The 18881-nt window shown below is 72.4% G+C and carries 12 protein-coding genes and 1 pseudogene; 8 read left to right on the top strand and 5 right to left on the bottom strand.

Annotation, left to right across the window (positions count from 1 at the left end; all coding sequences use genetic code 11):
* Positions 1–186: 186 nt before the first annotated feature.
* Positions 187–1215: a hypothetical protein gene (locus V5P93_RS24385; RefSeq protein WP_104480175.1), complete on the bottom strand. Its 1029-nt coding sequence runs from the start codon at positions 1213–1215 to the stop codon at positions 187–189.
* A gap of 116 nt (positions 1216–1331) precedes the next feature.
* On the opposite strand from V5P93_RS24385, the gene V5P93_RS24380 reads away from it, so the two are divergent.
* Positions 1332–2324 (top strand): hypothetical protein, encoded by a 993-nt coding sequence (locus V5P93_RS24380; protein WP_104480174.1) that lies wholly within the window; start codon positions 1332–1334, stop codon positions 2322–2324.
* 6 nt (positions 2325–2330) lie between these two features.
* On the opposite strand, the gene V5P93_RS24375 is transcribed toward V5P93_RS24380, so the two are convergent.
* Positions 2331–3008 (bottom strand): MBL fold metallo-hydrolase, encoded by a 678-nt coding sequence (locus tag V5P93_RS24375; RefSeq protein WP_104480173.1) that lies wholly within the window; start codon positions 3006–3008, stop codon positions 2331–2333.
* 120 nt (positions 3009–3128) lie between these two features.
* Here V5P93_RS24375 and V5P93_RS24370 point away from each other — a divergent pair, with 120 nt between their 5' ends.
* Positions 3129–4403, top strand: coding sequence for an acyltransferase (locus V5P93_RS24370; protein WP_104480172.1), 1275 nt, complete (start codon positions 3129–3131; stop codon positions 4401–4403).
* Here V5P93_RS24370 and V5P93_RS24365 read toward each other — a convergent pair.
* Positions 4370–5068, bottom strand: a pseudogene (locus V5P93_RS24365) (maleylpyruvate isomerase N-terminal domain-containing protein); the annotation flags it as partial. The gene V5P93_RS24370 and the pseudogene V5P93_RS24365 sit on opposite strands and share 34 nt — an antisense overlap.
* Before the next feature lie 413 nt (positions 5069–5481).
* Here V5P93_RS24365 and uvrA point away from each other — a divergent pair.
* The 4 genes from uvrA (at position 5482) to V5P93_RS24345 (ending at position 12527) form a co-directional block, all read left to right on the top strand.
* Positions 5482–8331: an excinuclease ABC subunit UvrA gene (gene uvrA / locus V5P93_RS24360; RefSeq protein WP_104480170.1), complete on the top strand. Its 2850-nt coding sequence runs from the start codon at positions 5482–5484 to the stop codon at positions 8329–8331.
* 188 nt (positions 8332–8519) lie between these two features.
* Positions 8520–8717: a hypothetical protein gene (locus V5P93_RS24355; RefSeq protein WP_104480169.1), complete on the top strand. Its 198-nt coding sequence runs from the start codon at positions 8520–8522 to the stop codon at positions 8715–8717.
* Complete coding sequence (locus V5P93_RS24350; protein WP_104480168.1) at positions 8707–11217, top strand: YcaO-like family protein; 2511 nt, start codon at positions 8707–8709, stop codon at positions 11215–11217. The genes V5P93_RS24355 and V5P93_RS24350 overlap by 11 nt, the downstream gene beginning before the upstream one ends.
* A 56-nt stretch (positions 11218–11273) precedes the next feature.
* Positions 11274–12527, top strand: a complete 1254-nt coding sequence (locus V5P93_RS24345) for a phytase (RefSeq protein ID WP_104480167.1) — start codon at positions 11274–11276, stop codon at positions 12525–12527.
* Here V5P93_RS24345 and V5P93_RS24340 read toward each other — a convergent pair.
* Together V5P93_RS24340 and V5P93_RS24335 are read right to left on the bottom strand one after the other, a co-directional pair.
* Positions 12503–13804, bottom strand: coding sequence for a hypothetical protein (locus V5P93_RS24340; RefSeq protein ID WP_146108093.1), 1302 nt, complete (start codon positions 13802–13804; stop codon positions 12503–12505). The two genes, V5P93_RS24345 and V5P93_RS24340, sit on opposite strands and share 25 nt — an antisense overlap.
* Before the next feature lie 377 nt (positions 13805–14181).
* Positions 14182–15672: a cation:dicarboxylate symporter family transporter gene (locus tag V5P93_RS24335; protein ID WP_374065072.1), complete on the bottom strand. Its 1491-nt coding sequence runs from the start codon at positions 15670–15672 to the stop codon at positions 14182–14184.
* Positions 15673–15763: 91 nt separating this feature from the next.
* On the opposite strand from V5P93_RS24335, the gene V5P93_RS24330 reads away from it, so the two are divergent.
* Both V5P93_RS24330 and V5P93_RS24325 read left to right on the top strand, forming a co-directional pair.
* Positions 15764–17308, top strand: a complete 1545-nt coding sequence (locus V5P93_RS24330) for a sensor histidine kinase (protein ID WP_104480165.1) — start codon at positions 15764–15766, stop codon at positions 17306–17308.
* A 25-nt stretch (positions 17309–17333) separates the two neighbouring features.
* The gene (locus V5P93_RS24325; RefSeq protein WP_104480283.1) at positions 17334–17999 is read left to right on the top strand and encodes a response regulator; all 666 of its coding nucleotides are present in this window, start codon (positions 17334–17336) and stop codon (positions 17997–17999) included.
* Positions 18000–18881: the final 882 nt, after the last annotated feature.

The raw sequence follows: 18881 nt of genomic DNA, 5'->3' as shown, positions 1-18881 counted from the left end.
ACGACTCCGCCGTGCGGTCACGTGCGAGGTCGACACGGCTCGCGGGACCTTCTTGGCGAAGGCGCTGGGGAGGGTGATCCGAACGGGCGGCGCTCACATCGCCAGTTCACCGGTGCCGATATCGCGGTTCCGGCGATCCGTGAGGGTTGGCGTCTCGCCCGTTTCCCCACCGGCCGACGGCCTGGGTCACCACTCCGACGGGCCCCGCCGGGTGAGGTGGGCCACGTGGTGCGAGGTCGCCATGGCGACCCAGGTCGAGGTGGTGCTCGCACCGCGGACGCCGCCTCGTCGGCAGCCCGACAGTTCCCGATCACCCCACGAGAACGCGGTACCCGCGAAGTCCTTTCGGGCCACCAACTCCGACGCCAGGTCGGCGAACCCCGCCGCCGCGGCGCGCTCCACCGCCTTCTCCAGCGGCCGCCGCAACGCGACCACGTGGCCCGGGGTCGTGTAGTAGAGGTACGGGTGGACCGACCGCTTGCCCGGGGTACTGGGCGGCGGGATCGCGGGGTGGACCACCCCGTAGTCGCCGTAGTGGACCGGCACCTCGTCCGACACCGCCTGCCACAGCGCCAACTCCGGCCGCGCGCGGGTGGTGGTCGTGTATCCGTTGCGCTTCGCGGGGATCGAGCCCGCCAAGACCGTGACCGCCGCCGGGCCGAGCCGGTCCACCAAGGCGCGCGCGAACGGCACAACGGACTCCGGGCGCGCGTCGTCGACGTATCCCAGGTCGATGACCGCGTGCACCCCCTTCGCCCGAGAACCCCGCACGACCCGCCGCAGCCGGTCGTCGAGGCAGGCAGGCGCCAGGTCGTGGAACCTGATGACGACATCGCGCGGGCGGTGTTGCTGGAGGAGGGCCACCGCGGCGAGTTCGCTGTCCGAGGCGTTGTCGTGGACAACGGGAATGATCGCGGGCACGTCCAGGGACAGTTGGCCGTCCAGGGTCGACTCGATGTGGTCGTCCAGAAAGGCGAACGACCCACCCGGGAACCGCGCCCCGCCCATCGCCCGGACATCCACCCACACCGGTTGGCCGCGCTCCGCCATCTGGACCGCCGCCTCCGTGAACATGGGCAGCAACCGCCCGCCCTCGATCCGGACCGAGTCGAGCAACTCCACGAGGATCCTGGGCGCGTGCCCCGCCCCGAGGCGCATCACCGCGCCGAACTCGCCCACCTTGCTCTTCAGCACCACCAGCGGAACGAACCGCATCGCCACGACCTCCCCGGCACCGGGACCGCGACTTCGATCATGTTCGGTGGCGGCGCCCGCGCACCGCCACCGGACGGGTGAGATCGCGTAGAAATGGGGCAGCGAAGGGAGTCCGGATGCCAGGGGCGCGCGTCATCCTCGACACGAACATCTGGTCCGCGATCGGGGACGAAGGCGTGGCGCGGGATTTCGACACGCTGATGCGGCAGCGCGGATACGAGGTCCTCGTGCCGCCGAGCACCCTCCTCGAGGTCGTCCGGCTCCGTGTCCCCGAGGCCCGGCAACGCATAGTCGAGGCACTCGCGAGGGGATACCGGTCGCGGCTCCGCTCCGAAGCCGAGTCCGAAGCCGGGGAAATCGTCCGCGCCATCCGGGAGCTGCGACCGGGGTGGATCCGGTCGAGGCCGGACACCGCCAGGGTCGCGTCGCTGAACTCGTACTGGACCAAAGGGGTGTGGCGAGAGGCGCTGGACGACTCGACCGAGATGCACCGGTACCTGCGCACCGTGGGCGCGGTGAAGCCGGCACACCTGCTCGCCGTGCAACGCGAGCAACGCGCGAACTTCCTCAGGGACAAGACCCGGGTGCGGCCGTTGACCGAGGTGGTCGTGGCGGCCACGCCCGACGACGCCGAGAGGTCCTTGCCGGGCTGGTCAGGCGACCCCACCGAGCTGTGGCGGATCGAGGCGCGGCACGTCTTCTGGCACGAACTGGTCGACGTCGCCGGTCGGGCCGTGGTCACCAAGGAGGACACGACCTACGCCGACTGGATCGGCGCCCACGTCGACCTGGCGAAGCTGCGACGCGCCCCCGAGGACTTCACCGCGTTCTGGCTGCGGGACGTGGAACCGGCGGCGGTGCCCCGGCAGTGGTTGCGCTGGGCCGTGCGCATCGTCCAAGCCGACCACAAGGTCACCGACGGCAACCCCCTGGACGAGCAGCACAGCTCCTACCTCGTCGACTGCGACCTCGTGCTGTCCGCGGACCGGCGGTACGTGTCCGTCCTGGAAGCGGTCCGCGCCGACGCGCCGTTCGCGATCGCCGAGCCGAGGCTGGTGTCGGGCGACCGGCGCGTGCCGGTCATGGACCGGCTCGCCGACGCGCTCTAGCCGGCCTCACCAGCCCCGTTCGCGCCACTCGTCCAGGTGGGGGCGTTCGGTGCCGAGGGTCGAGTCGTCGCCGTGGCCGGGGTAGAACCAGGTGGTGTCGGGAAGGGCGTCGAAGATCCGGGTGCGGACGTCGGTCAGCAGCGACGTGAAGTTCTCCGGGGTGGACGTCTTGCCGACGCCGCCTGGGAATAGGGAGTCGCCGGTGAAGAGGTGGGGGACGCCCCCGGGGTCGCGGTAGAGCAGGGCGATCGAGCCCGGGGTGTGGCCGCGGAGGTGGATGACCTCCAGTGTGACTTCTCCCACATCAATCGTGTCCCCGTGCGCCACGAAACGATCCGGGGGGACCGGTAGCGGGGCCGCGTCCAGCTCGTGCGCGATCGTGTTGGCGCCGAACGCGCCCGCCGTCGCGCCCAAGGCCTGCCAGTGGTCCGGGTGCTGGTGGGTCGTCACGATCGTGCGGAGCGTGGGGCGCTCCTGGTCGTACCCGATGAGGTCGGACAGCCTCTGCGGGTCGTTGGCGGCGTCCACCAGCAACGCCTCCCGGCTGGCCCGGCAGATCAGCAGGTACGCGTTGTTGTCGGCCGGCCCGACGGACACCTTGGTGATCGTCAGCGCGGGGAGCGTGCGGCGGGCGGCGGGGCCGCCCGGCTCGACATGGCCGGTGTAGTCGTCGACGAGGTCCACGGTCGCCGAAGGTAGCCTGCTCGGCCGGACCTTCTCAGGCGGGGCTCAGACACAGCCCTTATCCTGTTATCTGAGCGTGACCTGATATTCCCCGTCCCCGTCGCCGACACCTGTGAGCCTGTGCAGACATCAGAGACAGCGCAGCAGAAGCGGTCCCCGCGCAAGATCAGCTGGGACGTGCTGAGGGTGGTCGCCGTGTACTCGGTGGTCGTCCAGCACATCACCCACCAATCCCCGATCAACCACCCCGAACTGGGCCCGTACCCGTTCGTGCTCCCGCTGCAGTTCGGCGCGAGCACCCTGTTGGTGGTCTCCGCCTACTTCGTGTGCGTCACCGTCCGCCGCGGCGGCACGGGGCGCTGGCTGTTCAACCGGCTCGCCCGGTTGCTGCCCGCGTACCTGGTCGCCGTGGTCGTCACCTACGGTGTCACGCGCGCGGTCGCCGACTCGTTCGGGTGGCCCCTGCCCACCCCCACGGACCTGGTCGGCAACCTCCTCATGATCCAGGCGTGGTCGCCCCAGTTCCACTGGATCGACGCCTCCTACTGGACCCTGCCCATCCAGGTCTTCGCCTTCACCGCCGCCGCGATCCTCTGGCCGCGCGGGTGGAGCCGCGGCATCCGGCTGCCGGTCCTGCTGTGGACCCTGGTCGTGGCGCCGATCGTCATCCGCTTCGCCTGGCGCGGTGACGACGCGGCCCAGTGGATCAGGTCGGCGTTCGACGGCCTCGCCCTGCACCGCGTCGCCCTGTTCGGCGTCGGCGCCGCGATCTGGCTGTGGAGCAGGAAGCGCATGTCCACCGTCCACATGGCCGTGTACGTGCTCGCCGCGCTCGCCGCCCAGGACGCGCACGCGTTCTTCAACGACACCCCGTCGACCATCGCGTTCGGCGTCGTCCTGCTCGGCGTCATCGCCGCCGCGGGCGGACCCGACTGGGACATCCCCGTCCTGCGCGGCGCCAACCCGGCGATCCGCTGGCTGGCGGGCATCTCCTTCGGCGTCTACCTGACCCACCAGGTGCTCGGCTTCGTCCTGTCCCGCCTGCTGCTCGACGCGGGCGTCGACGCCTGGGGCCGGTTGGTGGCCTGCGTCGCCCTGGCCATCCTGCTCGGCTGGGCGATGACCCGGCTGGTCGAACAGCCCGCGCACCGCTGGCTGCTCGCCAACGGCCCGGTCATCTGGCGCCGCGCCCGGCGCGCGCTCGCCGCGACCGGTCGCGCCCTGCGGGACCTGCCGCAGGTGCCCGCTCAGGCCCAGGCGGAGAGCTCCGGCGGCGTGCCGGTCAAGCCGGAGCCGTCCGACCGGCGGGTCAACCAGCCCAGCACGGCCGCCGCCGGTCCGGAGACCTCGGCGGAACTCGACTGGGTGGCGATGGCCAGCTCCCAGGTGCGCTGACGGCCGTCGGGGAGCTGCGCGACCACCCGCAGCGGCTCCCCGTCGGCGCGCAGCCGGACCGGCCGCACCGCGATGTCGAGCAGCCGGTCCAACTGGGCGGCGGGCAGGTCACCGAACTCCACGCCCGCGTCCAGGTCGACCAGGTGGTGCCAAGCCTCGAACAGGGCCAGCTCCGGCAGCTCGGCCGCGACCAGCTGCAACCCGGACGGGTGGGTGACGGTCGCCGACCACTCGGCGTCCGACAACCGGTGGAACGCGGTGTGAAATCGATCACAAGCGGCGTACAGGTCCTCGCGGATCACCTGGGCCAGCCGCTCCGCGCCGGCCGCGATGTCCGCGTCCCGGTCCGCGCGGCTGGCGTACGCCGGGTGCTCGATCCCGGTCCGCGCCCAGGTCATCAGGTTCACCAGCGCGTCAGCGTTGCGCGCCAGGTGGGTCACCACGTGCGCCTTCGACCACCCCGGCAGCCTGCTCGGCGCCCGGAAGGCCGGTTCCGGCAGCTCCGCGACGACCCGGTGCAGCACCGCCCACGCCTCGGTGAGCGCCTGGTGCGCGTCCGCCGCCCGCGCCTGCGCGGAGTCCGACCGGCGTTGACCGGGGAGATCCGGCCCCCGGCTCGCGTCGACCGCGCTTGCGGTGTTGGTGGACGTGTCCGAAACGCTCATACCGACCCCCGAACTTCCGTTGGTGGAATGGCTGTGGCCTGGTGCGCGGCGCGGCTGGTGTGATCGGAGCAACGCGCTCCCACCTCCAGAGTAGGCCGCCGCGCCTACTGACCGGTACCGCCGGCACGGGTGCGTTGGTCGAAGACGTCGTCCAGAATTGTCGGTGCCCCGATCTAGCATCCCCACGCCATCCCTCTGCCCTTCCGCTCCAGGCACTCTGTCGCGGGTCCTCGCACCCGCGCGCGCCCGGAGATCACGAGTGGTAGGGGGGACGACACCGCTGGTCAGACCCCCATGACTGGCACCCCCACGCGCTGGGTAACACTGGCTGGTGACACAGGGTCACCGCTTCGGGTCCACCCAGGACCGACCCAGCGCCCCGAACCAGCCCCTGCACTACCGAAGGGACCTCAGTGGCCGACCGCCTCGTCGTTCGCGGCGCCCGGGAGCACAACCTGCGCGGCGTCGACATCGACCTGCCCCGCGACAGCCTGGTCGTGTTCACCGGCCTGTCCGGCAGCGGCAAGTCCAGCCTCGCCTTCGACACGATCTTCGCCGAGGGCCAGCGCCGCTACGTCGAGTCGCTGTCGGCCTACGCCCGGCAGTTCCTCGGCCAGATGGACAAACCCGACGTCGACTTCATCGAGGGCCTCTCGCCCGCGGTGTCCATCGACCAGAAGTCCACCAGCCGCAACCCGCGCTCGACCGTCGGCACCATCACCGAGGTCTACGACTACCTGCGGCTCCTCTACGCGCGCGCGGGCAAGCCGCACTGCCCCACCTGCGGCGAGGCGATCAGCAAGCAGACCCCGCAGCAGATCGTCGACCAGGTGCTGGCCATGGAGTCCGGCGTCCGGTTCCAGGTGCTCGCGCCGGTCATCCGCGGCCGCAAGGGCGAGTACGTCGACCTGTTCGCGAACCTGCAGACCCAGGGCTACTCGCGGGCGCTGGTCGACGGCGTCGTGCACTCGCTGACCGAGCCGCCGAAGCTGAAGAAGCAGGAGAAGCACCACATCGCGGTCATCATCGACCGGTTGTCGGTGAAGGCCAGTTCCAAGCAGCGGCTCACCGACTCGGTGGAGACCGCGCTGCGGCTGGCCGACGGGCTCGTCGAGCTGGAGTTCGTCGACCTGCCGGAGAACGACCCGAAGCGGGTCCGCGGCTTCTCCGAGCACCTGGCCTGCCCCAACGGCCACCCGCTCGGCGTCGAGGACCTGGAGCCGCGCTCGTTCTCCTTCAACTCGCCCTACGGCGCGTGCCCCGAGTGCACCGGCATCGGCGTGAAGAAGGAGGTCGACCCGGAGCTGGTCGTCCCGGACGACGAGCTGTCCCTGGCCGACGGCGCGATCGCGCCGTGGGCGGGCGGGCAGACCGCCGAGTACTTCACCCGGCTGCTGACGTCGCTGTCGGAGACCATCGGGTTCCGGATGGACGCCCCGTGGCGCAAGCTGTCGGCGAAGGCGCAGAAGGCGGTGCTGCACGGCGTCACCGACCAGGTCCACGTCCGGTACAAGAACCGGTACGGGCGCGAGCGGTCCTACTACGCCGCGTACGAGGGCGTGATCCCGTTCCTGGAGCGGCGGCAGGAGCAGACCGACTCGGAGTACATGCGGGAGAAGTACGAGGGCTACATGCGCGAGGTCCCGTGCCCCTCGTGCCGCGGCACCCGGCTCAAGCCGGAGATCCTCGCCGTCACCCTCGACCACCCCGACGGCGACCGGTCCATCGCCGAGGTCTCGAACATGTCCATCGGCGAGTGCTCCGCGTTCCTCGACAACCTCAAGCTGGGCAAGCGCGAGGCGATGATCGCGGGCGCGGTGCTCAAGGAGATCCAGGCGCGGCTGCGGTTCCTGCTCGACGTGGGGCTGGACTACCTGTCGCTGGACCGCGCGTCCGGCACGCTCTCCGGCGGCGAGGCGCAGCGCATCCGGCTCGCCACGCAGATCGGGTCGGGGCTGGTCGGCGTGCTGTACGTGCTCGACGAGCCGTCGATCGGCCTGCACCAGCGGGACAACCACCGGCTGATCGAGACCCTGACCCGGCTGCGCGACCTGGGCAACACGCTGATCGTCGTGGAGCACGACGAGGACACCATCCGCGCGTCGGACTGGGTGGTCGACATCGGACCGGGGGCGGGGGAGCACGGCGGCAAGGTCGTGCACAGCGGCACGTTCAAGGAGCTGCTGAAGAACAAGGAGTCGCTGACCGGCGCGTACCTGGCCGGGCGCAGCGTGATCCCGATGCCGGAGCTGCGGCGGCCGATCGACAAGAAGCGGCAGCTGACGGTGGTCGGCGCGCGCGAGCACAACCTGCGCGGCATCGACGTGTCGTTCCCGCTGGGCGCGCTGGTCGCGGTGACGGGCGTGTCCGGGTCGGGCAAGTCCACGCTGGTCAACGACATCCTCGCGACCGTCCTGGCGAACAAGCTCAACGGCGCGCGGCAGGTGCCGGGGCGGCACACGCGCGTGAAGGGCCTGGAGCACGTCGACAAGCTCGTCCAGGTCGACCAGTCGCCGATCGGCCGCACCCCGCGTTCGAACGCCGCGACGTACACCGGTGTCTTCGACCACATGCGCAAGCTGTTCGCGTCGACGACCGAGGCCAAGGTCCGCGGCTACCAGCCGGGCCGGTTCTCGTTCAACGTCAAGGGCGGGCGCTGCGAGGCGTGCGCGGGCGACGGCACCATCAAGATCGAGATGAACTTCCTGCCGGACGTGTACGTGCCCTGCGAGGTCTGCAAGGGCGCGCGCTACAACCGGGAAACGCTCGAGGTGCACTACAAGGGCAAGACGATCGCCGAGATCCTCGACATGCCGATCGAGGAGGCGGCGGACTTCTTCGAGCCGATCAAGGCCATCCACCGGCACCTCAAGACGCTGGTCGACGTCGGCCTCGGCTACGTGCGGCTGGGCCAGCCCGCGCCGACCCTGTCCGGCGGCGAGGCGCAGCGGGTGAAACTGGCCAGCGAGCTGCAGAAGCGCTCGACGGGCCGCACGGTCTACATCCTCGATGAGCCCACCACGGGCCTGCACTTCGAGGACATCCGCAAGCTCCTCGGCGTGATCAACGGCCTGGTCGACAAGGGCAACACGGTGATCGTCATCGAGCACAACCTGGACGTCATCAAGACCGCCGACTGGCTCATCGACATGGGCCCCGAGGGCGGCACCGGCGGCGGTGTCGTCGTGGCCCAGGGCACCCCGGAGGACGTGGTCAAGGACGAGACCAGCCACACCGGCCAGTTCCTCGCGCACGTCATGTAGCGCGGCGGTGCCCGCACCCGCCGGGTGTGGGCACCGCCACCCCGGTCCGGCTACCCGCGGAAGTGGCGAGTGGACGCCCCGTAACCAGCGGAAATGACATCTGGACACGGTGTATCCCCGTCGCGGATGCTGGCTCCTACCTCGTAGGCGCGGCTTGATCGACATGCCGGACGAGGAGGACACCACCGATGTCGAGGGAACCGGAAGCCCGGGTGGAGCGGTCGCAGCGGAGCGTGGCCGCGGTGCGGGCCTTGGTGGACGACCGCGGTGGGCGGCGGTGGGGCCACGGCGGCGTGACCAGTGCCGCGGACTTCCGGGTGCTGCCCCGCGCGGCGCGCGGCGGACAAACGGGACCAGGTGGCTGGGGGTTCGTTGGTGGGCGCTGAGCTGCCGGAGACCGCGTCGGCGTCGGCCTCGGTGTCGGGGGAGGACGTCGAGCGGACCCAGGTCGTGGTCGAGGAACCCGCGGCACCCCAGGCGGAGTCGCTCGAGGTGACCCGCGCGGTCGGGGGCACGGGCGGCGGGGAACTCGTCGTCGCCCTGCGCACGGTCGAGGCTGTGGCTGAGTCCGCGGCGGACTCGGCCACACCGGTGGAGACCGGGAAGCCGAGCGGCGCCGCCGAGTCGGAGGACCCGGCGGCGGAAGACGCGGGCGATGCCGACGAAGACGAACTTGACGAAGTCGACGAGGACGAGGACGAGGACGACACGGTCCCGACGGGCGACGTCCGGTGGCCCGGCATCGAGAACGACGACGACGTCCGGTTCGGTGTGGGGGACGAGGACGAGACCACCCAGGCCGTGAACCCCGTTCGGAAACGGGACACCAACGGCTCCGGCCCCGCAGCGGGCGATCGTGGGGACGAGGCTCAGGCAGGTCAAGACCTCGATGGCGAGGCCACGCGGGCGGTAGGGGCTCAAGAGGTTCGGGACCTCGATGGCGAGGCCACTCGCGCCGTTGTCGGTGGGCGGCCTGGTGCTGGTGATGGCGAGGCCACCCTCGCGGTGAAGCCCCGGTCCGCGCACCCCCTCAACGACAGCGAGGCAACCCAGGCCGTGGGCGGGCCTCGGCGCGCCCAGCCCGCCGACGACGTCGAGATCACCCAGGTGGTGCGCCCGGTCCCGGTGCCCCTGTCGGTCGGCGTGGTGCGGGAACGGTTGCGCCGCGAATTCGGCAGCGCCGTCGTCGTGCTCGACGCGCCCGGGCGGGTGGTGCCCGGGACCCGGCTCGTCGTGGGGATCAACGACAACCCCGACTTCGACCGGTGGCTGCGCGGCACCCGCCTGCCCGTGCTGACCATCACCCTCGCCACCGCCACCGCGCACGTCGGCCCACTGTCCATCCCGGACACCCCCGGCTGCGCGGGCTGCGCGCGCACCCGCAAGGCCGCCGCCCGGCACGCCACCCGAGAAGCGCCACCCGCGCTCAAGCCGAGCGGGCGGCCCGCCCTGGACCACATCGCCGACCTCGTCCGGGCCGCCACCAAGCACGGCGCCACCGACCTGGTCGGGCACATCGTCGAGGTCGGGGCCGGGGAACCGCTCTGGCACCGGGTCATCCCGCTCGCGCACTGCGGCACGTGCGGCGGCGCGAAGGGCGGCGCGCCCCAGGACGTCCCCGAGACCGACGACCCCGCCGAACTCCTCACCGCCCTCGCGGGCTGGGTCGACCCGCTCACCGGCGTCATCCCGTGGATCACCGTGCACACCCCCTTCGACGGCGCGCCGCACGTGGCGACCGCCGCGCCGCCGCACGTGTTCGACCGGGCGGGCAAGCCGCGGGCGCTGCCCCTCGGGTGGGGCAGGGGCACCGACCCGGCCCAGGCGATCCTGGCCGCGGTCGGGGAGGCCGTCGAGCGGTACTCCGCGTCCCTGCCCGACCCCCGCCGCGTCGTGTGGGCGCGGCCCGCCGACCTCGACGGCGAGGTGCTCGACCCGCGCGAGTTCGCGCTCTACGAACCCGAGCAGTACGCCGCCCCCGGCTTCGGCTACGCCCCCTTCGACCGCCGCGTAGACCACCCGTGGGTGCGCGGCACCTGGCTCGGCACCGACAACCCGGTGTGGGTGCCCGCCGTGTTCAGCTACCTCGCCATGACGCTGCTGCCCGAGCACCTCATCTGCCAGGGCACCTCCAACGGCCTCGCCGCCGCGCTCGACACCGACGCCGCCACCGTCCGCGCGACCCTCGAACTCGTCGAGCGCGACGCCATGATGACCACCTGGCTCACCGGCGCCCGCGGCCGCTACGTCGAACTCGACGACACCCTCGACCCCGAGGTGGCCGACGCCGTCGACGGCCTGCGCGCCGCGGGCCCCACCGTCGAGATCTACCTGCTGCACACCTCCCGCTACGGCACCACCGCCGTCGCGCTCGCCGTCGGCGACGGCAAGCGCTGGCCCGGCGCCGCCATCGGCCTCGGCGCCGACCGGTCCCCGCGCGCCGCCATCCGCGACGCCGTGTTCGAACTCGCCCGCACCGCCCCGCACCTGGCGACGCTGCTGCGCGACCGCGAGGTCGTCGTGCCCGCCCGGGCGCAGGCCGTGCGCGGCGCGCTCGACCACGCCGCCTTCTACTTCCCCGCCGACCGCGTCGCGGCCTTCGACCGGCTCCGCTGCGGCGGCACCTCCCGCCTCGCCGACCTGCCCGAACCCGCCTTCGACACCACCATCGACGACCTCTCCGGGCACCTCGGCAGCAAGGGCGTCCGGGTCGCCGTCGTCGACGTGACCAGCGCCGATGTGGCGACCGGCCCGTTCCGCGTGGTCCGCGCCGTCAGCCCCGACCTGCAACCCATCAGCCACGGCTTCGGCTACGACCGCTCCCCGGTCGCCCGCCTGCGCCACGCGGGCACGCCCGTGCGCCGGGTCATCCACCCCATATGGTGACGTAGTTCACCAAGCGGTCAGCCCGGGGCAACCCGCGCCGGGGAAGATCACCGGCCATGCGCGCCCCCTGGATCATCGCCGCCGCACTCGGATCCCTCACCCTCCTGGTCACCCCCGCGCACGCGGGGCTGCCCACCACCAGTGCCCTCCGCGAGACCCCACCCGCCTTCGACGACGACGAAGGCGGCAACGCCGACGCCGACGACCCGGCCATCTGGGTCGACCGCGCGCACCCCGAGCGCAGCCGCGTCCTCGGCACGCTGAAGAACGGCGGCCTCGCGGTGTTCGACCTGCACGGCCGCCAGGTCCAGCACTTCGCCACCCCGCCCGCCCCGACCCCCGACGCCGAGGCGGGCCGGTTCAACAACGTCGACGTCGTCACCGGTGCCCGGATCGGCCGCCGCGTCCTCGACCTCGCGCTCGTCTCCGACCGGGGTCGCGACCGGATCCGGGCGTACGCGATCGACGCGCGCGGCACGCTCGCCGACGTCACCACCGCGAACCCGCCGCGCGCGTTCAGCGCGACCGAGACCGAGGTCGACGAGCAGCGCACCGCCTACGGCCTCGCCGTCGTCCCCGACCCGGCGGGCGGCGCGCCGTGGGTGGTCACCAGCCGCCGCCACGACACCCGCCTCGGCGTGTTCCGCCTCGCCGACGACGGCACCGGCCGGATCACCTACCGCCGCGCCGACACCGTCGACCTGCCCGCGTCCTTCCGCGTCGACGGCCGCGACTGGTCGCCGTGCGCGGAGCCGGGGGAGGGCCCGCAGGTCGAGGGCATGGTCTACGACCCGGTGGGCGGCGCGCTCTACGCGGCCCAGGAAGACGTCGGCGTCTGGCGGATCCCCCTGCGCGGCGGCGAGTTCGGCACACCGTCCCTTGTGGACCGCGTACGCGAGTACGGCAGGCCCGCGGCCTACGACGAGGCCACCGAGGAGTGCGCCTTCACCGGCCCGCCGTCGCCCGCCGCCGGTCGCTACCTGACTGCCGACGCCGAGGGGCTCACGATCGCCACCGGCAAGCGCGGCGAGCGGCTGCTGCTGGCCTCCAGCCAGGGCGACAGCACCTTCGTCACCTACGACATCACCCGCGGTTTCCGCCGCACCGGCGGGTTCGAGGTGACCGGCACGTCCACTGTGGACGGCGTGCAGCACAGCGACGGCGCCGCGGTCACCACCACGCCGCTCGGCCGGGACTTCCCGCACGGCCTGCTGGTCCTGCACGACGGCGAGAACACCCCAAACGGTGGCCGGGAGAGCACCGACTTCAAGTTCGTCCGCTGGGATCAGGTACCGACCTCGACCAGGTGAGGCCGCTCGGTGGGGCGCGGCCGCAGCGCGCGCCCCACCAGCACCAGCAGCGCGGCGGCCACGAGCAGCAGCGCCAGCAGCCACGAGGTCGTGAACATCGGCTCCGGGTACGCGCTGCCCAGCACGCGCTCACCCGACGGCACCGCCGGGATCGCGACCAGGCCGACGAGGACGACGGGGGCCAGCGGCCCGCCCCCGGTCTCGACGGTGGTCGCCGCGGCGACCAGCGCCGTGAGGCCGACCGCCGCCGCGACCGCCACCACGGCCATCGGCGCGTTCTCCGCCCCCAGCGGGGGGAGGGCGATGCCCGCGGCCACGGCGGCCACGATGAAGATCGGGTCCAGGTGCGCGGCGAAGCACACCGCGCCGAACACCACCACGGACGCGAACACCGCGACCGTGCTCAGCGCGCTCAGCGGGTGGTCCACCGGTGCGTCAGGTGGTTTGCCGACGGTTTCCAGGTACCGGATGCCGATGCGCAGCAGCGCCGAGCCCGCGAGCGCCGTGAGCACCAGGGCCAGCGTCCGCGGGGCCGCGCGCCACGCGACCACGGCGGCCAGCGCCAGGAGCAGCGCCACGGAGACCACGCCCACGGCGATGACCTCCGCGGCGTCGTCCTCCCCGGGACCGGTTCGCTCGCGGAGGTAGTACCCCGTGAGCACCAGGTACACGTCCGTCCCGGCGGTGACCGCGATGGCCGCCAACCCGGTGACCAGCGGTGTCACCGCGCCCCGAGCGGACTCGGTGTCGCGCCACGTGATCAGGACCGCCCCCGCGGCGCCCGCCAGCGCCAGGCCCGCCGCGATGAACGGCACCACGTCCCAGGCCGAGGGCTCCAGCCTGCGCAGCGCCAGCGGCCCGCCGATGAGGAAGCAGGTCGCGGCCGTGCCCGCGAGGACCGCGGGGCGCGCCCGGTGACCGAGGTGGCGCAGCCTGCTCGCGCCGCCGAGGACGCCGAGCAGCAGCAGGACCGCGGTCGCCGTGGTGACCACCGAGGTGACGCGCAGCCAGGTCTCGAAATCGCTCTCGCGGTCCGGCGGCCAGTTGGCGATCCACACCACCCCGTCGATGAGGTTCACCGCCGCGCCCACCACCAGCACCCACGCCCAGCCCCGCGCCGGGAACCGCCACAGCGTGAACAGCGCGGCGGCGCTCACCGCGGGGATCACCCACAGCAGGTCCCACCCGCTCGTCAGCGCCCACGGCGCCGCGGGGTGGCGGAACAGCAGCGCACCGGTGGCGGCCAACGCCGCGAGAAACGCCCACCGAACGGTCATGGGGAGCACGGTAAGGCCGAACGCGTACGCCGCACGGAGGCCGAGTCCCACTCGTGATCAAGTGTTCGCCGGGCGAGAAGGTCGCGGATCCCGTGGGAAAACACCGGATCCGCATACGGCTTGCCGGAATGGGCCCGGTGCGCGGGGTTTCGTGGGGGAGCGGGCGCGAACCCTGGGCCGCGTGGATTTCGGTAGGGCCGTTTGCCCATTCCTGCCAACGAAATCCGACGGGGGTCGGCGGAATTCCCGGGTGCGCGGGGAAATCCGCACTGACGCGGCCCGGTTCGACGGTCTTCCCCGAGAAGGACCGAACCGCCCGCACCGGGGGCATCGGCGGCGGGCGGCTCGTGGGGTTAAACGACCGGACATGGTGCAGGCTACGGTTCCCGTGCACTTTCCGGTGCGTTCGCCCGTGCGGCGGAACGGGTTGTCGGCTGTCGGCGCGGCTCGGGTACGCCGGGTGGCTGTTCCGCGTGGTCACTGACCTGCGTGGACCGCCCGTCCGCCGCCGGGGACCCCGGTGACGCCGCGGCGTCGTCGGATTGCGCCAACCGTGGCGTAAGCGTCGATTCGGGGAACGGGTCGTCACCGGCGAGCACGGCCCTGGCCCGCGCGTGGTCCAGCTCCCCGGTCCAGCGGCCGACCAGGACGGTCGCCACCGCGTTGCCCGCGAAGTTGGTCAGCGCCCGCGCCTCGGACATGAACCGGTCGATGCCGACGATCAGGCCGACCCCGTCGACCAGGTCCGGCCGGTGCGACTGCAGCCCACCCGCCAGCGTCGCCAGACCCGCGCCGCTGACCCCCGCCGCGCCCTTCGACGCGATCACCATGAACGCCAGCAGCCCCACCTGCTCGCCGACCGACAGCGGCGCGCCCGTCGCGTTGGCCACGAACAGCGTCGCCATCGTCAGGTAGATCGCGGTGCCGTCGAGGTTGAACGAGTAGCCGGTCGGCACGGTGATCCCGACGACCGGCCCGCCGACGCCCAAGTGCTCCATCTTCGCGATCAGCCGCGGCAGCGCGACCTCCGACGACGACGTGGACAGGATCAGCAGGAACTCGCGGCCCAGGTACCGCAGCAGCGCGAACAGGTTGATCCGGGCGACCAGCCACAGCAGCGGCCCCAGCACCGCCACGAGGAACACCGCGCACGTCGCGTAGAAACCGAGCATCAGCACGGCGAGGCTGCGCAGCGCCCCCGCGCCGGTCGCGCCGACCACCGCCGCGATGGCGCCGAACGCGCCGACGGGCGCGATCCACATGACCATCGCCAGGATCCGGAACACCAGCCGTTGCACGTGTCGCACGCCGCGCAGGATCGGTTCGCCACCCGAACCCATGAGCTGCAACGCGAACCCGGCGAGCAACGCGACCAGCAGGGCCTGTAGGACCTCGCCGTCGGTGAGCGCGGAGACCAGGGTCGTGGGGATGACGCCGAGCAGGAACTCCGTGGTGCCCTCGGCCTCCTTGACCTGTGCCGCACCGCTTTGGCGTATTGCGTCGGTGAGCTGCAAGCCGTCGCCCGGGTGCAATACGTTGCCCACCAGCAGGCCGATCGCCAGCGCGACGGTCGACATCACCAGGAAGTAGCCCAGCGCCAGGCCACCCACCCGGCCCACGCTGCGCGCCTTCGCCACCGAACCGACGCCGAGCACGATCGTGCAGAAGATGACCGGGGCGATCATCATCTTGATCAGCGCGACGAACCCGGTCCCCAGCGGTGCCAACGACTTCCCGGTCGCGGGGAACAGCAGCCCGACCGCGACGCCGAGCGCGACGGCGACCAGCACGGCCACGTACAGCAGGTGCGTGCGGTCGCGCCGGGCGGGTACCCCGCGCCGGTCGGCGGGCTCGGGCTGGTCGGACACGGTGGCCTCCCGGAACTCGGGTGGCCCTACCATCCCGGGGGGTGTGGCGCCGGTCACGGTTGCGTTCATAGCGGTCGCGGGGAGGGGTGCGGTGCGCGGGCGGTGGAGTGTGGCGCGGCAGCTGCTGGTGCTGCAGGTCGTCATCGTCGGGGTGCTGGTCGCCGCGGGCGCGGCGCTGGCCTGGGTGGACGTCACCGAGCGGACGGAGGCGGCGACCGCGGCCGACGCCACCGTGCTCGCCCGCGCCGTCGCCGACGCGCCGTCCGTGGTGGCCGCGGTGACCGGGCCCGACCCGACCGCGGTGCTGCAGCCCTACACCGAGCGGCTGCGGGCCGACACCGGCATCGACTTCGTCACGATCATGGACACCGCGGGCACCCGGTACACCCACCCCAACCCGGCGATGATCGGCGGCCGCTTCCTCGGCAACACCGCCGAGGCGCTGGCCGGGCGCGCGTTCACCGAGACCTACACCGGCACCCTCGGCCCGTCCGTGCGCGCGGTGGTCCCGGTCTTCGACGGCCCCCGGGTGGTCGCCCTGGTCAGCGCCGGGGTGACGCTCGCGACGATCAGCCAGCGCGTGGGCGATCGGGTGCTGTGGCTCTTCGGCGCGGCGGGCGTCGCGCTGCTGCTCGGCGGCCTGGGCGCGGCGCTGGTCGCGCGGCGGCTGCGCAGGCAGACCGGCGGCATGGCGCCGGGGGAGCTGAGCCGGGTGCTCGGCCACCACGAGGCGATCCTGCACGCGGTCCGCGAGGGCCTGGTGCTCATCGACCAGCGCGGCCGGGTCACGCTGTGCAACGACGGCGGGCGCGTGCTCCTCGACCTGCCGCCGGCCGCCGACGGCACCCGCGTCGACCGGCTCGGCCTGCCGGAGAGCCTGGTCGAGCGCCTGCTGTCGGGCACGGAGATGCGCGACGAACTACACCTGACCGAGACCCGCGTGCTCGTCGTCAACTCGACGAAGGTCCACGAACAAGGCACGGTCGTCACGATCCGCGACCGAACCGACCTGCAAGCCCTGACCGGCGAGCTGAACACCATGCGCGGCTTCGCCGAGTCCCTCCGCGCCCAGGCCCACGAGGCCGCCAACCGCCTGCACACCGTGGTGTCCCTGGTCGAGATGGGCCGCCCGGCCGAGGCGGTCGAGTTCGCGACGGAGGAACTGGCCGTCGCCCAACGCCTGACGGACCAGGTCGTGTCGGCGGTGTCGGAACCGGTCGTCGCGGCCCTGCTGCTGGGCAAGGCGGCGGACGCGGCCGAACGCGGGGTCGACCTGGTGATCACCCCGGACTCGGTCGACTTCGCCGCGGTCCCCGTCGCCGCGCGGGAACTCGTGACGATCCTGGGAAACCTGATCGACAACGCCGTCGACGCCGCCGTGGACGGAGCCCGCGACCGCCGCCCGGAAGTCCGGGTCTCCACCGGCGGCACCCCGCGCGAAGTCGTGCTCCGCGTCGCCGACAGCGGCCCGGGCCTACCCCCGGAAGCCTTCCGCCGCGGCTGGTCCACCAAGGCGGACGGCCGTGGCCTGGGCCTGGCGCTGGTCGGCCAGGCCGTGCGGCGCGCGGGCGGCGTCGTCGAAGTGACCCACGGCGAGGGCACGGTCTTCACCGTCCGACTGCCGGTGACGAGGTGACGACCACACCGTGTTGGCTATGCCCGTGATCAGGACGCTGGTGGTCGAGGACAACCCGGTGGCCGCCGAGGCCCACCGCAGACACGTGACCCGCGTACCGGGCTTCGCGGTCGCGGGCGTAGCCCGCTCCGGCCGCGAAGCCCTGCGGTTCCTGGAAAGCGCGCCCGTCGACCTGGTGCTGCTGGACCTCTACCTACCGGACACCCACGGCCTCGCCCTGCTCCGCTCGATCCGCTCGGCGGGCCACACGGCCGACGTCATCGCGGTCACCTCGGCCCGAGACTTGGCGGTGGTGCGGGCCGCGGTGTCGGCGGGGGTGGTGCAGTACCTGATCAAGCCGTTCACCTTCGCCGCGCTGCGGGACAAACTTCAGGGGTACGCGCGCTTCCGGGCCCGGGTGGGTGGGACGGGGGAGACCGACCAGGTGGCGGTTGACGCGGCCTTCGGCTCACTCCGCGCCGGCGCGCTGCCCAAGGGCATGAGCACCCAAACCCTGGAATCGGTAGCCACCGTCCTCGCCGCCCACCCCGACGGCCTCTCCGCCACCGCCACGGCAACCGAAGTGGGCGTTTCCCGGGTGACCGCCCGCCGCTACCTCGAACACCTTGCGGACAACGGCCTGGCCTCCCGCCAACCCCGCTACGGCGCGGTCGGTCGACCGGAGGTCTGGTACCGCCGCGCCGGCCCCTGAGCCACGCTCTTCCGCTGCCCGCTGCCCGCTGCCCGCTGCCCGCTGCCCGCTGCCCGCTGCCCGCTGCCCGCTGCCCGCTGCCCGCTGCCCGCTGCCCGCCTGCTCGTCCGCCCCTTTCTCCGCCGCCCGCTGCTACACCGCCCGAGCCGCCACGCACAGACCCCTCCCGCCCGGGGGCAGGCCCTTGATCCGACCCTATCGGCGCTGCTCAGAGGCTACAAGGACGTAGCTCGGGGCTGTGGATAAGTCGAGGACATGTGGATAGCGGGCACCGCGCGCCATTCTCTCGGGTATTCGTATAAGCATTCAGCTATCTAGATATTGGTTTGAAGGCCAGATCGAAGGAGGTGACCGCAAGGGGCGGGGGTGGTTGAAAGCAAAACGAGGACGAGGGACACCGTGCGTGGCTGGGAGGCAGGCCGGGAGTGGGACTGGGAGGCGGGGGTGTGGTTGGGGCGGAGCTGAGATGCGGGTCGGGATGCGGAGCGGTGACGCGCAGTTGAGACGCGGGTTGGGACAGGGAGTTGGGATGCGGAGGTGGGACGGGGAGGTGGGGACGGGGAGTTGGGACGGGGAGCGGGGAGGTGGGGACGTGGGGCCCGGATGCAGGGCCAGAGGTGGAGGCGAGAGACGCATTGGGGTAAGAGCCAGGGCAAGAGAAATGAGGTAGGGCGAGAGCCGAGAGGCAGACGCGGGCCAAGTCGGAGCAAGGTGAGGTGATCAAGGTGGATGGGTTGTCGAGGTGACCGAAGCGAGGCCGTCGGCGGCGCGGCGCCCTGGACGACGCGGGCGGAAGTCATTCCTGGGTCACGAAAGCACCCACAAGCGAACCCGCTCCCGCGGCCATAACGCCAAACCCGCTCCAGCGATCAGCCGATATCC

Source organism: Actinokineospora auranticolor, from assembly GCF_041897805.1.
GTDB classification, from domain to species: Bacteria; Actinomycetota; Actinomycetes; order Mycobacteriales; family Pseudonocardiaceae; genus Actinokineospora; species Actinokineospora auranticolor.
Note: the sequence above shows the minus strand (reverse complement) of the source record. Positions and strands in the feature narration are given on the sequence as shown.

Bases quoted from the DNA above. Each gene is read 5' to 3' on its own strand.
- V5P93_RS24385 (WP_104480175.1), bottom strand. From the start codon at position 1,215: ATGCGGTTCGTTCCGCTGGTGGTGCTGAAGAGCAAGGTGGGCGAGTTC.
- V5P93_RS24380 (WP_104480174.1), top strand. From the start codon at position 1,332: ATGCCAGGGGCGCGCGTCATCCTCGACACGAACATCTGGTCCGCGATC.
- V5P93_RS24355 (WP_104480169.1), top strand. From the start codon at position 8,520: ATGTCGAGGGAACCGGAAGCCCGGGTGGAGCGGTCGCAGCGGAGCGTG.
- V5P93_RS24345 (WP_104480167.1), top strand. From the start codon at position 11,274: ATGCGCGCCCCCTGGATCATCGCCGCCGCACTCGGATCCCTCACCCTC.
- V5P93_RS24340 (WP_146108093.1), bottom strand. From the start codon at position 13,804: ATGACCGTTCGGTGGGCGTTTCTCGCGGCGTTGGCCGCCACCGGTGCG.